The 15,672-nt window shown below is 67.0% G+C and carries 15 protein-coding genes; 10 read left to right on the forward strand and 5 right to left on the reverse strand.

Annotated elements, in window-relative coordinates; genetic code table 11:
• Positions 1–35: 35 nt before the first annotated feature.
• Complete coding sequence (locus tag RCAP_RS11830; RefSeq protein WP_013068103.1) at positions 36–1,415, reverse strand: L-serine ammonia-lyase; 1,380 nt, start codon at positions 1,413–1,415, stop codon at positions 36–38.
• Between the two features lie 212 nt (positions 1,416–1,627).
• Here RCAP_RS11830 and RCAP_RS18570 point away from each other — a divergent pair, with 212 nt between their 5' ends.
• From RCAP_RS18570 to RCAP_RS11870, 8 genes are all read left to right on the forward strand, one after another.
• Positions 1,628–2,596, forward strand: coding sequence for a Hint domain-containing protein (locus RCAP_RS18570; protein ID WP_013068104.1), 969 nt, complete (start codon positions 1,628–1,630; stop codon positions 2,594–2,596).
• Between the two features lie 100 nt (positions 2,597–2,696).
• The gene (gene rpiA, locus RCAP_RS11840) at positions 2,697–3,482 is read left to right on the forward strand and encodes a ribose-5-phosphate isomerase RpiA (protein ID WP_013068105.1); all 786 of its coding nucleotides are present in this window, start codon (positions 2,697–2,699) and stop codon (positions 3,480–3,482) included.
• The gene (locus RCAP_RS11845) at positions 3,451–3,948 is read left to right on the forward strand and encodes a hypothetical protein (protein ID WP_131618313.1); all 498 of its coding nucleotides are present in this window, start codon (positions 3,451–3,453) and stop codon (positions 3,946–3,948) included. The genes rpiA and RCAP_RS11845 overlap by 32 nt, the downstream gene beginning before the upstream one ends.
• 46 nt (positions 3,949–3,994) lie before the next feature.
• Positions 3,995–5,347: a glutathione-disulfide reductase gene (gorA, locus tag RCAP_RS11850; protein WP_013068107.1), complete on the forward strand. Its 1,353-nt coding sequence runs from the start codon at positions 3,995–3,997 to the stop codon at positions 5,345–5,347.
• A 65-nt stretch (positions 5,348–5,412) separates the two neighbouring features.
• Complete coding sequence (gene hflK, locus RCAP_RS11855; RefSeq protein ID WP_013068108.1) at positions 5,413–6,588, forward strand: FtsH protease activity modulator HflK; 1,176 nt, start codon at positions 5,413–5,415, stop codon at positions 6,586–6,588.
• Positions 6,585–7,487 (forward strand): protease modulator HflC, encoded by a 903-nt coding sequence (gene hflC, locus RCAP_RS11860; RefSeq protein WP_080514621.1) that lies wholly within the window; start codon positions 6,585–6,587, stop codon positions 7,485–7,487. The genes hflK and hflC overlap by 4 nt, the downstream gene beginning before the upstream one ends.
• The gene (locus RCAP_RS11865; RefSeq protein WP_013068110.1) at positions 7,487–7,678 is read left to right on the forward strand and encodes a DUF2065 family protein; all 192 of its coding nucleotides are present in this window, start codon (positions 7,487–7,489) and stop codon (positions 7,676–7,678) included. Before hflC ends, RCAP_RS11865 begins: the two co-directional genes overlap by 1 nt.
• A 121-nt stretch (positions 7,679–7,799) precedes the next feature.
• Positions 7,800–9,290 carry a Do family serine endopeptidase gene (locus tag RCAP_RS11870; RefSeq protein WP_013068111.1) on the forward strand — a complete coding sequence of 497 codons (1,491 nt, stop codon included), beginning with the start codon at positions 7,800–7,802 and terminating at the stop codon, positions 9,288–9,290.
• A gap of 56 nt (positions 9,291–9,346) precedes the next feature.
• Here RCAP_RS11870 and RCAP_RS11875 read toward each other — a convergent pair whose 3' ends face one another.
• Positions 9,347–9,937, reverse strand: coding sequence for a peptidoglycan-binding domain-containing protein (locus tag RCAP_RS11875; protein WP_013068112.1), 591 nt, complete (start codon positions 9,935–9,937; stop codon positions 9,347–9,349).
• A 131-nt stretch (positions 9,938–10,068) separates the two neighbouring features.
• On the opposite strand from RCAP_RS11875, the gene fdxE reads away from it, so the two are divergent.
• Positions 10,069–10,392 (forward strand): ferredoxin FdxE, encoded by a 324-nt coding sequence (fdxE, locus tag RCAP_RS11880; protein ID WP_013068113.1) that lies wholly within the window; start codon positions 10,069–10,071, stop codon positions 10,390–10,392.
• Positions 10,393–10,820: 428 nt separating this feature from the next.
• Positions 10,821–11,705 (forward strand): formyltetrahydrofolate deformylase, encoded by an 885-nt coding sequence (gene purU, locus RCAP_RS11885; protein WP_013068114.1) that lies wholly within the window; start codon positions 10,821–10,823, stop codon positions 11,703–11,705.
• 169 nt (positions 11,706–11,874) lie between these two features.
• Here purU and pgi read toward each other — a convergent pair whose 3' ends face one another.
• Genes pgi through zwf form a run of 3 tightly spaced genes read right to left on the reverse strand, consistent with a single transcriptional unit; the run spans position 11,875 to position 15,628 of the window.
• Positions 11,875–13,488 (reverse strand): glucose-6-phosphate isomerase, encoded by a 1,614-nt coding sequence (gene pgi, locus RCAP_RS11890; RefSeq protein ID WP_394296328.1) that lies wholly within the window; start codon positions 13,486–13,488, stop codon positions 11,875–11,877.
• A complete protein-coding gene (pgl, locus tag RCAP_RS11895; RefSeq protein WP_013068116.1) occupies positions 13,485–14,156 on the reverse strand; it encodes a 6-phosphogluconolactonase in 672 nt (223 codons plus the stop codon). The genes pgi and pgl overlap by 4 nt, the downstream gene beginning before the upstream one ends.
• A complete protein-coding gene (gene zwf, locus RCAP_RS11900; RefSeq protein WP_013068117.1) occupies positions 14,153–15,628 on the reverse strand; it encodes a glucose-6-phosphate dehydrogenase in 1,476 nt (491 codons plus the stop codon). Before zwf ends, pgl begins: the two co-directional genes overlap by 4 nt.
• Between the last annotated feature and the right edge of the window lie 44 nt (positions 15,629–15,672).

Here is a 15,672-nt window from a genome sequence, read left to right on the forward strand (position 1 = left end):
GGCGGGCTTGCCCGCCCAAGGAGGGCGCAACCGCCTCAGCAGTTCGGCACGTTCACCGCCAGACCGCCAAGGCTCGTTTCCTTGTAATGCTCGTGCATGTCGCGTCCGGTCTGCCGCATCGTCTCGATCGCGGCATCGAGCGGCACGAAATGCGTGCCGTCACCGCGCAAGGCCAGCGAGGCCGCCGAAATCGCCTTGATCGCGCCCAGGCCGTTGCGTTCGATGCAGGGCACCTGCACCAGCCCCTTTACCGGGTCGCAGGTCATGCCCAGATGATGCTCCAGCGCGATCTCGGCCGCGTTCTCGATCTGCTCGGGCGTGCCGCCCAGCACGGCGGCCAAGCCCGCCGCCGCCATCGCCGCGGCCGAGCCGACCTCGGCCTGACAGCCGCATTCGGCGCCCGAAATCGAGGCATTGGTCTTGATGATGCCCCCCACCGCCGCCGCCGTCAGCAGGAAATCCCCCACTTGCGACCCGCTCGCCCCGGGCACGTGATCCAGCCAGTAGCGGATCACCGCGGGCACCACCCCCGCCGCGCCATTCGTCGGCGCCGTCACCACCTGCCCGCCCGCCGCGTTTTCCTCGTTCACCGCCATCGCGTAACAGGAAATCCAGTCGTTGATCGTATGCGGCGCCACCATGTTCAGACCGCGTTCGGCCTCAAGCGCGGCATGGATCGCCTTGGCGCGGCGCTTCACCTTCAGCCCGCCCGGCAGCACGCCGTCGGTTTCCAGCCCCCGCGTCAGGCAATCGTTCATCACCTGCCAGATCCGCGCCAGCCCCGCCTCGATCTCCGGCTCCGAGCGGAACCGCCGCTCGTTCCTGCGCTTCATCTGCGCGATCGTCAGCCCCGAGGCCTGCGCCATCGCCAGCATCTCATCGGCCTTGCGGAACGGATAGGGCACCGGCGAGGGCGCGGCGAGCGTCTTGTCATCGATGGCGGCATGTTCCGCCTCGGTCAGGACAAACCCGCCGCCGATCGAATAAAAGGTCTCGCGCAGGATCACGTCGCCCTCGGCATCGCGGGCCTCGATCACCATGCCGTTCGCATGGCCGGGCAGCGGGTGGCCGTAGTCGAAGATCAGGTCGTGATCGGGGTCGAAGTGCAGCGGGCCCAGCCCGGGCGGTGTCAGCGTCAGGCTCTCGCGGTTGGCGGCCAGCACCGCCTCGGCCTTCTCGGCCTCGTAGCTTTCGGGCAGGAACCCGGCGAGGCCCAGGATCGTCGCGCGGTCCGTGGCATGCCCCTTGCCGGTGAAGGCGAGCGAGCCGTAAAGCCGCACCCGCAGATGGCGCGGATGAAAGGGCGAGGCCCGCAGCATGTCCAGAAACCGCCCCCCCGCCACCATCGGCCCCATCGTATGCGAGGAGGACGGCCCGACGCCCACCTTGAAGATGTCGAAAACGCTCAGAAACATGGCGCACTCCCTTTGCCCCATGCTGCCCTGTCGCGCCCCGCGACGAAAGCGCGAAAGCGACATTTGCGCGCACGCAAGCGGTGCCCCGGCCACCTTCCCGGCCCGCCGGTCCGGCCCGCTCTGGCGGGCGCCGCAAAATTCGCTAAACAGCTTAACATGTTAAGCGCTGTTTCATCGGTTCTGGCGATACTGTCGCAAAGGCAGGAGGTGCCATGCCCACTCTTTGTTTCTGGCCGCTGACCGAGGTCACCTCCTCCGGTCCGGATCCTTTCGGCTCGGTGCCCGGCAGCGAGGAAGCCGCGCTGGGGCGGGCCCATTTCGTCTTGCGCCCCGGGGCGGCGATGCGGTTCATCGACCTGCCCGAGGCGGACGGGGCGGACCCCGACGGCGCCGCGATCGAACCCGATGTGTCCTATCGGATCCGCCCGCTCGCCTCGGAGGATCTGGCCGATACGCAGGTCGTGCATCTGATCGACACCCCCGCCACCGGGCGCGGGCTGGCGGCCTCCGAACGGCTGAAGCCCGGCCGGGCCTATCGCATCACCGGGCTCGAGACCGAGGGGATGCTGACCCCCTTTGCCAGCCAGGCGATCTGCTTTGCCGCCGGAACGCTGATCGCCACCCGGCGCGGCCCGAAACCGGTCGAGGATCTGGGGCCCGAGGACCGGTTGCAGACCTCGGACAATGGCTACCGGCCGGTGCAATGGGTCGGGCGCTGGCGCGTCGGCGGCCTGGGGGCGACGGCGCCGGTGCGCTTTGCCCCCGGCGTGCTGGGCAATGACCGGGCTCTGTTTCTGTCCGGGCAGCACCGGGTGCTGATCCGCCCGGCCACCGGTCCGCTTGCCGGAGAAGAGGTGCTGGTCGCCGCCAAGGCGCTGGTGGGCCTGCCCGGCATCGCCCGCGCCCCCCGGGCACGGGTGGACTGGGTGCATGTGATGATGCCCACGCATGAGGTGATCTTTGCCGAAAACGCCCGCGCCGAAACCATGCTGGCCGGGCCGAAGACGATGAGCGTGCTGGAACCCACACAGGCGCTGGCGCTGCGCCAGAGCCTGTCGAGCGATCCTTTCACCGGCCTGCCCGCGCGGCCGATCGTGCCCACGCCCAAGGTCGCGAAGCTGATCTTGCAGCACCGGCGCGGTCACAGCCCGCTGGAAAGCGCGGGGCTGGTGCGGCGCTGACCGCCCGCGCCCGGGGCCGGACGCAAAAATCCCTCGCATGGGGCTGACCGCTTGGCTATAACGGCGCGCAAGATCCGCATCCCGTCCGACAGGAGCCGCCATGCCCGCCGAGCTTTCCCCCATCGACAAGGCGAAATTCGCCGCCGCGCGCCGTGCCGTCGATTTCGTCGAAGACGGGATGAAGGTCGGTCTGGGCACCGGCTCCACCGCGGCCTGGATGGTGCGCTGTCTGGGCGAGCGCGTGCGCGAGGAAGGGCTGCGCATCGTCGGCGTGCCGACAAGCTCGCGCACCGCCGATCTGGCGCGGCAGATCGGGATTTCAGTCGTCGGTCTGGACGAGGCGAAATGGCTCGATCTGACCATCGATGGCGCCGATGAATTCGACGCGCAGCTGCAGCTGATCAAGGGCGGCGGCGGCGCGCTGTTGCAGGAAAAGATCGTCGCCACGGCCTCGGACCGGATGATCGTCATCACCGATGCGTCAAAGGAAGTGGTGAACCTCGGCGCCTTTCCGCTGCCCGTGGAGGTCGTGCCCTTCGGCTGGCAGACCACCCGCGCCTTGATCGAGGAAATGCTGATCGCCACCGATGTTCTGGGGCGGCAGACGACGCTGCGGCTGAATGGCACGCAGCCCTACATCACCGACGAGGGTAATTATATCGTCGATCTGCACCTCAACCGCATCGGCAACGCGCGGGCTTTGGCGGTGGCGCTCAACCAGATCCCGGGCGTGGTCGAGAACGGGCTGTTCATCGACATCTGCGACATGGTGATCATTGGCGGCGCCGAGGGCCAGGTCGAGCTGCGCGACATCAACGCGGGCACGATTGCCCATGAACGGATCGATTTTGCCGATGACGAGAACATCTTCGCCGACCTCGACTGAGACCCGCCCGGATCTGGTGATCCCCGGCCGGTCCGTGCTGCCCCTGGTGATGGGGGGGGTGATCGGGCTGATCGGGGTGGTGCAGATCATCACGCCGATCCTGACCTTGGCCGCCTTCTTCGGCGAGGGGTTCCGCGACGACATGATCCTGAATGCGATCGTCGGCGCGGTGGGGGCGACGCTGTGCTTCTATCTCGCCTGGGTGGTGCTCTCGGTGCCGCGTCCGGTGCTGGTCTTCCGCGCCGACCGGGTCGAGATCGGCAAGCTTTTCGGCAAATACACCACCGTCCCCTATGCCGAGATCACCGGCGAGGGCACCCCCGCCACCGGAGCTGCGAAGGCGCCGGTGCGGCTGCGCGAGCTTTCGGTGCCGGGCTGGGTGATGACGGCCGAGGAGAACGCCGCCTGGCAGGCGGAACTGGCGGCGCGGGCGCCTGCCCTTGCCGGAACCGGGGCGCGGGGCTAAGTCCTTGGGCGCGGCCACGGGGTCGCGACCTTTGAAAGGACGGCAGATGAGCTTCGATTTCGACCTCTTCGTGATCGGCGGGGGTTCGGGCGGCGTGCGGGCGGCCCGCATCGCGGCCGGTTATGGCGCGCGCGTGGCGCTGGCCGAAGAGGATCGGATGGGCGGCACCTGCGTCATCCGCGGCTGCGTGCCGAAAAAGCTGATGGTTTTCGCCTCGACCATGCCCGCCGCCGTGGCCGAGGCCCGCGCCTATGGCTGGGATGCGGCCATCGGCGGGTTCGACTGGGGCGCGTTTCGGGCCAAGCTGCATGCGGAACTGGACCGGCTGGAGCGGATCTACCGCGCCGGGCAGCAGAATGCGGGCGTGACGGTGCATGACTGCCGCGCCACCGTGAAGGGCCCGCATGAGGTCGCACTGGCCGATGGCCGGGTGATCAGCGCGAAACACATCCTGATTGCGGTCGGCGGGCGGCCTTTCGTGCCCGCCTTCGAGGGCGCAGAACACGTTCTGACCTCAAACGACCTCTTTCATCTGCCCGCGCTGCCCAAGCGCCTCCTGATCGTCGGCGGCGGCTATATCGCGTCCGAATTCGCCTGTGTCTTCAACGGGCTGGGGGTTTCGGTGGCGCAATGGAACCGCTCGCCGCTTCTGCGCAGCTTCGACACCGAATGCCGCGATCTGATCGTGGCGCAGATGAAAGCGCGCGGCATCGACGTGCATGAAAATGTCATCATCGACCGGGTCACGAAGACCGAAACCGGCGTCGTCGCCCATTGCGGCGATGGCCGGTCGCAGGAATTTGACGCCGTGGTTTACGCCACCGGCCGGGTGCCGAACACCGCCGGGCTGGGGCTGGAAGCCGCGGGCGTCAAGCTGGCCGCCAATGGCGCGGTGCTGGTTGACGCTTGGTCGCAGACCAATGTCCCCTCGATCTTTGCGGTGGGTGATGTGACCGACCGGATCAACCTGACCCCGGTCGCGATCCGCGAGGGGCACGCCTTTGCCGACACCGTCTTTGGCGCGAAACCGCGAGTAAGCGATCACGAGCTTGTCGCCTCGGCGGTCTTTACCCGGCCCGAATTCGGCACCTGCGGGCAAAGCGAGGAAGCCGCCCGCAAAGACGGCCCGATCGAGGTTTATACGAGCGCTTTCAAGCCGATGCGCTCGGCCTTTGCGGGGGCGGAGGACCGCGTTCTGATGAAACTGATCGTCTGCAAGGCGACGCGCAAGGTGCTGGGCTGCCACATCGTCGCGCCCGAAGCAGGCGAGATGATCCAGATGGCGGCCATCGCGATGAAGATGGGCGCGACCAAGGAGCAGTTCGACGCCACCTGTGCCGTGCATCCGACGATGGCCGAGGAACTGGTGACGATGCGGGCACCGACCCGGCATTCCTGAGCGAAGCGGTTGACATTGCGCAAACAATCCCCACTTCGGGGCAAGGACATTCGAAAGAGGACAGCATGACCAACGGAGGACCCTGGGGCTCGGGTGGCGGTGACGACCGCGAGCCGCCGCGCCGCCCCGGCCCGCGCCGGCCCAATGACAGCGCCCCCATTCCCGAAATCGACCAGATCGTGAAGAAGGGCACCGAGCAGCTGCGCGTCCTGATGGGCGGGCGCGGCGGTCCGGGCCGCCCCGGCGGCGGGCGCGACGACGGCCCGGCCTTCACGCTGGGCACGATCGCGATCGGCGCGGTGGCCCTGGCGGCCGTCTGGGCCTGGAGCTCGTTTTACACGGTGCAGCAGAACGAACGCTCGATCGAGCTGATGTTCGGCAAATACCACGCCACCGGCAACCCGGGCCTGAACTTCGCGCCCTGGCCGGTGGTGTCGAAAGTGGTGATCCCGGTCACCGACGAACGCACCACCGAGGTCGGCACCGGCCGCACCCGCGCCATCGGCACTTCGGAAAGCAGCGACGGCGTGTTCTCCTCGGGGCGCAGCAGCGATTTCGTCACCGATTCCGGGCTGATGCTGACGCGCGACCAGAATATCGTCGATGTCAGCTACCAGATCGTCTGGAACGTCTCGGACCCGTCGAAATTCCTGTTCAACCTCGCCGACCCCGAGGACACGATCCGCGCCGTCAGCGAATCCGCCATGCGCGACATCATCGCGCGGTCCGAACTGGCGCCGATCCTGAACCGCGACCGCGGCACCATCGCCGCGGATCTGCGCACCGCCGTTCAAGGCACGCTTGACAGCTATCAGGCCGGGATCAACATCGTGCGGGTGAACTTCAACCGCGCCGATCCGCCGCGCGAGGTGATCGACAGTTTCCGCGACGTGCAAGCCGCGCAGCAGGAACGCGACAAGCTGGAAAAAGAGGCCGACGCCTATGCCAACCAGGTGACGGCGGGCGCCCGCGGGCAGGCCGCGCAGCTGGTGCAGCAGGCCGAGGCCTATCGCGCCGAGGTGGTCAACGATGCCCAGGGTCAGGCCGCGCGCTTCACCTCGGTCTACGAGGAATACCGCAAGGCCCCCGAGGTGACGAAGCGGCGGATGTTCTATGAAACCATGAGCACGACGCTGGGCGGCGTGAACAAGGTGGTGATCGACGGGCAATCGGGCACCGTGCCCTATCTGCCGCTTGACCGGCTGCGGCCGGTGCAGCCGACGACCGGGGGGGCGAACTGATGAAGGCACAACTCCTGATCCCGATCGGCATCATCGCCGTGGGCCTTGGCCTGTCGTCGATCTACACGGTCGACGAACGCGAAAAGGCGCTGGTGCTGCAATTCGGCGAAGTGACCGCGGCGCGGACCGAACCGGGAATCGGCTTCAAGATCCCCTTCGTGCAGAATGTGGTGAAATATGATGACCGGATCATCAGCCTGACCACGCAACCGCTGGAAGTCACGCCGCTTGATGACCGTCGTCTGGTGGTCGATGCCTTTGCGCGCTGGCGCATCGTCGATGCGGTGAAGTTCCGCGAAGCGGTGGGCGATGGCGGCGAAAGCTTTGCCAAGAACCGGCTGGACGGCATCCTGAACAATGCGATCCGCGAAGTCATGGGCTCGGTGCCCTCGACGGCGGTTCTGTCGAATGACCGCACGGCGCTGATGAACAAGATCCGCGACATCGCCAAACGCGAGGCGAATGCGCTGGGCGTTGACGTGATCGACGTGCGGCTGACGCGCACCGACCTGCCCGAGCAGAACCTGGCCGCGACCTATGCGCGGATGCGGGCCGAGCGCGAACGCGAGGCGGCGGATGAACGCGCCCGCGGCGGCGAGGCGGCGCAGCGGGTGCGGGCGACCGCCGACCGCGAGGTGGTCGAACTCACCTCGGAGGCGCGCAAGCAGGCGGAAATCGTGCGCGGTCAGGCGGATGCGGAACGCAACCGGATCTATGCCGAAGCTTACGGCAAGGATGAAAGCTTCTTCGCCTTCACCCGGGCGCTGCAGTTCTATGCCGAAAGCCTGAAGCCGGGCACCTCCTCGCTGGTGACGGAACCGGGCAGCCTTTACTTCGACTATGAACGCTTCGTGACATCGCTGGCGGCGGGCGGCACCGCCCCCGCGGCCGGAAACTGATGGCGGCGGTTTTCACCGCTCTGGGCCTTGTGCTCGTGATCGAGGGGCTGGCACTTGTGCTGGCCCCTTCGCGCATTGTCGAGGTGCTGGCGCTGCTGGCCAGCCTTGGCCCGGTGGGGCGGCGCCGGATCGGCCTTGCGGCAGTGGCTGCGGGGGTGGGTGTCGTCGCGCTGGTGCGGGCCCTCACATGAGCCTCGCGGCGCTCTCACATCGAAGTGACGCCCCGCGACGGGCTTTCATTTGAACGGCGCGACGCTTACGCTTTTATAGAAGGCCAGCCGGAGCACCGGCCAAGGACCACGGGAGACCCGCATGACCAAGACCCCTCTTCCCCTGACGACCCCGCGCCGCGCCCGACCGATCCTGATGGCGGTGCTGCTTTCCACCGCGCTCGCCCTTTCGCCCCTGGCGATGACGCCCGCCCAGGCGGGGCCGGTGCCCGAAAGCTTCGCCGATCTGGTCGTGCAGGTGAAACCGGCGGTGGTGATGATCACCACCTCGACCACAGTTTCCGAACCCGCCGGGCGCATGCCGGGCTTTCCGCCGGGCTCGCCCTTCGAAGAGTTCTTCAAGGAATTCGGCATGCCGAACATGCCGCAGGGCGGGCCGCAGCGGCAACACCGCGCCGATGCGCTGGGCTCGGGTTTCGTGATCTCGGCCGATGGCTACATCGTGACGAACAACCACGTCATCAAGGGCGAGGATGGCAACACCGTCGCCGATGAAATCTCGATCGAATTCGCCAATGGCAAGAAGCTGGACGCGAAGATCGTCGGCACCGATCCGAAAACCGACATCGCGCTTTTGAAGGTCGAAAGCAAGGAGCCCCTGCCCTTTGTCAGCTTCGGCGACAGCGACACGATGCGCGAGGGCGACTGGGTGATGGCGATGGGCAACCCGCTGGGTCAGGGCTTCTCGACCTCGGTCGGTATCGTCTCGGCGCGCAACCGGGAACTGAGCGGCACCTATGGCGACTACATCCAGACCGATGCCGCGATCAACCGCGGCAACTCGGGCGGGCCCTTGTTCAGCATGGACGGCAAGGTGATCGGGGTGAACACCGCGATTCTCTCGCCCAATGGCGGCTCGATCGGGATCGGCTTTTCCATGGCCTCGAACGTGGTCTCGAAGGTCGTGGGCCAGCTGCAGGAATTCGGCGCCACCCGGCGCGGCTGGCTGGGCGTGAAGATCCAGGACCTGACCCCCGACATGGCCGAGGCGATGAGCCTGGCCACGCCCGAAGGCGCGATGGTGTCGGAAGTGCCCGAGGGCCCGGCCAAGGTGGCGGGGATGAAATCGGGCGACGTGATCATCAGCTTTGCCGGGGCGCCGGTGAAGGACACGAAATCGCTGACCCGCCGCGTCGCCGATGCGCCGGTGGGCCAGGCGGTCGATGTCGTGGTGATGCGCGCGGGCAAGCCGGTGACGTTGCAGGTGACGCTGGGGCAGCGCGAACTGGCCGAAAGCAGCGAGGCGGCGGCGGGCGGCACGGCCCCGGCGCTGGCGGGCGGCGCGGTGCTGGGCATGGTGCTCTCGCCGATCACCGATGCGATGCGGGCCGAGCGCAACCTGCCCGAAGATCTGACCGGGCTGATGGTGACCGATATCGACGCGACCGGGGCGGCTTTTGACAAGGGGCTGCGGGCGGGCGACGTGATCGTCGAGGCCGGGCAGCAGCCGGTGACCTCGCTTGACGACCTGAAGGCCCGGGTGGCCGAGGCGAAAGAGGGCGGGCGCAAATCGGTGCTGCTTCTGATCCGGCGCGAGGGCGAGCCGCGTTTCGTCGCGGTGCCGCTGCAATAATCGGCCCGGCGGGACCGGCTGAACGGAGAAAGGCACCCTTCGGGGTGCCTTTTGCGTCAGGGCGTCGCCAGCCAGGACACGACGCCCATTTCCCGCGCCGCGCGCAGCGAAAGTTCGGCGCTGAGCAGGCCGCGCTGGGTCTGATAGCGGCGGATCGCCTCGCGGGTGGCGGCGCTCATCTGCCCGTCGAGCGGGCCCGCGTAAAGCCCGCGCACCCAAAGCGCGCGTTGCAGCACCGCGATGCGGGCGGTGGTCATGTCGGCGGCGCAAACCGAGGCGAACCACATCCGCCCCCCGCCCGAGACGATGCGGGCCTGGGTGGTGGTGCGGTAGCTGGCGGGGCTGGTGACGGCGCCGGTCTTCGGGTCGCGCTCTTCGGGTTCGACAAGCACATGTTCGGTGACGGTCTCGACGATGGCGGGGCGGCGTTCCTCGGTGAAGCAGCCCTTCGCCTCGGCGCCGGGGGGGGATTTCAGCCATTCGCCCGCCAGCGAATTCGCCGGGGGGGCGACGATCGGCACCGGCGCCTGCGCGGCCTGACCTGCGGGCTTCTCCGCGGTCGTCGGCCCCCCGGCCCCGGTGCAGCCCGCCAGCGCCGCGCAAAGGGTCAGCAGGGCAAGGGTCGGGCAAGGCAGGGAAAAGGTCATGGCGGGTCCGGGTCGGTGTCGGCGCGACCATAGCGGCTTTGGGATGCGCCGCAAAGGGGCGCTGGCAAAGCGGGCGCCTTTGTCCTAAAGGGAGGACGAACCCAGCGCAGCCACAGGCACACGAGGATTTCATGGCGAAGATCATCTTCATCGAACACAACGGCACCCGTCACGAGGTGGAGGCGAAACCGGGGCTGACGGTGATGGAAGCGGCGCGCGACAATGGCGTGCCGGGCATCGACGCCGATTGCGGCGGCGCCTGCGCCTGTTCGACCTGCCACGCCTATGTCGATCCGGCCTGGGTGGACAAGCTGCCGAAAGCCCTGCCGACCGAGACCGACATGATCGATTTCGCCTATGAGCCGAACCCCGCGACCTCGCGGCTGACCTGCCAGATCAAGGTCACCTCGCTGCTCGACGGGCTGGTGGTGCATCTGCCCGAAAAGCAGATCTGACATCGCGATGAAACGGCCGCCTTCGGGCGGCCTTTTGCCTGGGCGCGAAAGCGTTTCGCCTTGGCTTCGCCAAGGCGACCCGGCGGGGGCCGCCCCCGCACCCCCGGCGTATTTGCACCAGGAAAAGCCAAAGCCGTCCCCGGCAGGACCGAAGGCCTCAGGACCCCGGGCCCCTTTTATCTTGCCCAAAATATCCCGGGGGTCCGGGGCGGAGCCCCCGGCGGGTCGCCGGGGCGAAGCCGCGGCGAAATCCCGGCCCCGGCAAGCGCCTGGGCGGGAAGATCGCGCGCCCCGGAGCAATTGCGACACGCCACCTGACGCTTTTTCGTCATTCGCGGTCGCATCCCGGCAGGCCCCTTGGCGCGGGGCGGGGAATATGTGCTAGACGCCTCCGAGACACTCTGTAGGGGCCGCGAAAGGAACCGGGAATGACCACCTATGTGCTGACCGTGAACTGCCACTCGACCCGCGGGATCGTGGCGGCGATTGCCAATTATCTGGCCGACAGCGGCTGCAACCTGACCGATTCAAACCAGTATGACGACCTTCTGACCGGCCAGTTCTTCATGCGCGTCACCTTCGTGTCGCAGACGGGCGCGACGCTTGACAGCCTGAAGGCGGGCTTCGAGCCGGTGGCGCAAGAATTCGACATGGAATGGGCGATCCATGACGCCGAAAAGAAGGTCAAGGTCCTGCTGATGGTCTCGAACTTCGGCCATTGCCTGAACGACCTGCTTTACCGCTGGCGCATCGGCGCGCTGCCGGTCGAGATCGTCGGCGTGGTGTCGAACCACATGACCTATCAGAAGGTGGTGGTGAACCACGACATCCCGTTCCACCACATCAAGGTGACGAAGGAAAACAAGCCCGAGGCCGAGGCGCATCTGCTCGATGTCGTCGAGGAATCGGGGGCCGAGCTGGTGGTTCTGGCGCGCTACATGCAGATCCTGTCGGACAAGCTCTGCCAGAAAATGTCGGGCAAGATCATCAACATCCACCATTCCTTCCTGCCGAGCTTCAAGGGCGCCAACCCCTACAAGCAGGCCTATGAGCGCGGCGTGAAGCTGATCGGTGCGACCTCGCACTATGTGACCGCGGATCTGGACGAAGGCCCGATCATCGAGCAGGAAACCGTCCGCATCACCCATGCGCAAAGCCCCGAGGATTACGTCAGCCTTGGCCGCGATGTCGAGGCGCTGGTGCTCGCCCGGGCGATCCACGCCCATGTGCAGCACCGCGTCTTCATCAACGGCAACAAGACCGTCGTCTTCCCGGCCTCGCCCGGCGGCTACACCTCGGAACGGATGGGCTGAACCGCAGCGACGCCAAAGAAGGGGGGGGCGCTGCCCCCCTCTTGCCTTCGGCAATTCACCCCCCGGGATATTTGCGGCAAGATGAATGAGAAGCCCCGATCGTGCTTTATCTTGCCGAAAATATCCCGGGGGGAGTCCGCTTGCGGACGGGGGGCAGCGCCCCCCTTGCTCAGGCCCGCGCCGCGCGGATGCGTCGGGCGAGGCCGAGCGTCGAGCCGTCCTTGCCCGCGCCCTCCGAGCTGCCCTCGAGCACCGGAGCCAGCGCCAGCGCCAGTTCCTTGCCCAGCTCGACCCCCCATTGGTCGAAGCTGTTGATGCCCAGGATCACGCCCTCGACGAAGACCCGATGTTCGTAAAGCGCGACGATGCCGCCAAGCGTGAAGGGGGTGAGCACCTCGATCAGCAGCGTCGTCGAGGGGCGGTTGCCGGGGAAGACGCGGTGGCGGGCCTGGCGGTCCAGCTCTGCCCCGGTCAGGCCCTTTTTCGCCATGATCTCCGTCGCTTCCGCAAGCGAGCGGCCGCGCAGAAGCGCCTCGGACTGGGCCAGGCAATTGGCGACGAGCAGAAGGTGCTGATGTTCGAGATAGGGCTCGCGGCCCCGCGCAGCGAGGAGGAATTCGCAAGGCACGACCCGGGTGCCCTGATGGATCAGCTGGTAAAAGGCGTGCTGGCCGTTCGTGCCGGGCTCGCCCCAGACCACCGGACCGGAATGCCAGGGCAGATCGGCGCCGTCCATCGAGACGCGCTTGCCGTTGCTCTCCATTTCCAGCTGCTGCAGATAGGCGGGCAGCCGGGCGAGGCGCTGTTCATAGGGCAGCACGGCGCGGGTGGCATGGCCCAGCACCTGATTGTGCCAGATGCCGACCAGCGCGAGCAGAACGGGCAGGTTTTCCGCCAGCGGCGCCTCGCGGAAATGGCGGTCCATCGCGGCGGCGCCGGCGTGGAATTCGGCGAAATAGCCCGGGCCGATGCCGATCATCAGGCTGAGCCCGATCGGCGACCAGACCGAATAGCGCCCGCCCACCCAATCCTCGAAGCCGAAGACGCGCTCGGGCGGGATGCCGAAAGCCGCCGTCCTGTCGGTCGCGGTCGAGATCGCGGAGAATTGCGCCGCCGGGTCCGTGACCTTCGCCGCCATCCAGGCGCGGGCGGTTTCGGCATTGGTCATCGTCTCGATCGTGGTGAAGGTCTTGGACGCCACGATCACCAGCGTCGTTTCCGGGTTCAGCCCCGAGAGCACGTCATGGGCATGGGCGCCATCGACATTCGAGATGAAATGCAGCCGCGGCCCGTCGGCAAAAGACGTGCAGGCGACCGAGGCCATCACCGGCCCCAGATCCGAGCCGCCGATGCCGATATTGACCACATCGGTAATCCGGCCCCCCTGCCCGGTGAAACGGCCCGTGCGCACGTCTTCGGCGAAATCCTGCATCCGGCCAAGGGTGTCGCGCAAGGCGGGCATGACGTCGTGGCCATCGACCGTGATCGTGTCGCGGAAGTTGCGCCAGGCCATGTGCAGCACCGCCCGGCCCTCGGTCTCGTTGATCTTTTCGCCCGCGAACATCGCGTCGCGGCGTGCGGCAACGCCGGTCTTTTCCGCCAGATCGATCAGCAGCTTCAGCCCCGCGGCATCGATGTTGGTTTTCGAGAAATCGAAGAACCAGGACCCGAATTCGGCGCTGAAACGGGCGGCGCGGTCGGGATCGGCGGCGAAAAGATCGAGGATATGCCGGTCCTTGACGGTCGCGGCATGGGCAAGAAGGTCATCGAAACGGTTCATCAGGGGGCCCAATGGATGGTGGCGTTGGAAAGGACGATGCGCACCGGGGCCTCGGTTTCGGGAAGGCTTGCGGCACGCTCCAGTGCTGCGCGCTTTTCTGCACCGGTGATCAGGAGATGGCAATGCATGGCTGCGCGCAGGACGGGCGCGGTGAGCGTGATCCGCGGCTCGCCCGCGGCCTCCGCGCGCAGCGCCATCACCGGGGGGGCATCGGGGGCCAGCGCCTCGGCCAGACGGTCGGCGCCGGGGAAGAGCGAGGCCGTGTGCATGTCCGCCCCCATGCCCAGCATCAGCACGGTCAGCGGCAGCGCGGAACGGACGCCGTGGGACAGTTCCTCCAGCCGCTCCTCGGGCGTTGCGGCGGGGGCGTAAAGCGGCACCAGATGGGCCAGCGCCGCAGCCCCCCGCAACAGCCGGTTGCGCAACAGCGCGGTGTTCGAACGCGGGCTGGTCTCATCGACCCAGCGCTCGTCATTCAGCATCACCCAGACCCGCGCCCAATCCAGATCCAGCCCCGAAAGGATGTCGAAGACCGGCCCGGGCGTGGTGCCGCCGGGCACGCACAGCGTCACCCGTTCCTCGACCTCCAAAGCGCGGCGCAGCTGGCTTGCGACCTTGTCGGCAAGCGCCAGCATCATCAATTCGCGGTCCGGATATTCGATCAGGTTCATTCGCGGATCTCCCGCCAGCGACGGCCGTCGCGGTGCATCAGCATCAAGGCATCTTCCGGCCCCGAAGACCCGGCGTCATAGGGCCGCGGCCGGTCGCCCCGGGCCTCCCAGCCCGCGATGATCGGATCGGTCCAGGCCCAGGCGGCCTCGACCTCGTCGCCGCGCATGAAAAGGGTCTGGTTGCCGCGGATCACATCCATGATGAGGCGTTCATAAGCGTCAGGAATGTCGGCGCCATCCTCGCCCAGAGCCTCGGCAAAGGACATGTCAAGCGGCACCTGCACCAGACGCATCCCCCCCGGACCCGGTTCCTTGATCATCACTTTCAGATTCATGCCCTCGTCCGGTTGCAGCCGGATGACAAGCACGTTTTCGCGCCAGCTGGCTTCTTCCTGATCGAAGATCGAATGCGGCGGCGCCTTGAAGGTGATGGCGATTTCACTGGCCCGGCCCCGCAGCCGCTTGCCGGTGCGCAGATAGAACGGCGTGCCCTGCCAGCGCCAGTTCGCCACCTGCACCTTGAGCGCGATATAGCTTTCGGTGCGGCTGTCGGGGTTTTCGCTGTCGGCCAGATAGCCCGGCTGCTCGGCCCGCCCGGCCGTGGCCTTCACGCCCAGATATTGCCCGCGCACGATGTCGGCCGCGGGAACGGGCTGCAAGGCCCGGATCACCTTGACCTTTTCATCGCGCACCGCATCGGGGTCGAAGTGATAGGGCGGCTCCATCGCGATCAGGCACAACAGCTGCATCAGGTGGTTTTGCACCATGTCGCGCATCGCGCCCGATTTGTCGTAATAGCTGCCGCGCCCGCCGACACCCACGGTTTCGGCCACGGTGATCTGCACATGGTCGATATATTGTGCGTTCCAAAGCGGCTCGAACAGGATGTTGGCGAACCGCACCGCCATCAGGTTCTGCACCGTCTCCTTGCCCAGATAATGGTCGATCCGGTAGATCTGGCTTTCCTCGAAATGCGCGGCCAAGGTGGCGTTCAAGGCCCGGGCCGAGGCCAGATCGCGGCCGAAGGGTTTTTCCACCACGATGCGCGACTGATCCCCGGCGATCCCATGCGCCTTGAGCCGGTCGGCCAGGGGGCCGAACAGCATCGGCGCGACCGAGAAATAGAAGGCATTGATCCGCGCGGGATCGACCTTGGCCTTGAGACTGTCCCAGCCGCCCTCGCCCGTCGCATCGACCGAGACATAGTCAAGGCTTTGCAGAAAGGCGGCGATGGTCGCCGCGTCATGTTTCGCCGGATCGACGAAATCGGCGATCGCCTTGGTCACCTGGGCGCGAAAGCCCTCGGCATCCATGTCGGAGCGGGCGGCGCCGATGATCCGCGCGCCTTCGGGCATCTGACCGGCGTGAAAGCGGCGGTAAAGCCCGGGCAGGATCTTGCGCTGCGCAAGATCGCCCGTGGCTCCGAAGATCACGAGATCGAAAAGATCGACCGGAATGACGCGCGACACCATGGGGCTGGCTCCGATTCTTGGCATGACTGGCGCCCTCCTCCGGA

It is taken from the genome of Rhodobacter capsulatus SB 1003, from assembly GCF_000021865.1.
GTDB lineage: Bacteria > Pseudomonadota > Alphaproteobacteria > Rhodobacterales > Rhodobacteraceae > Rhodobacter > Rhodobacter capsulatus_B.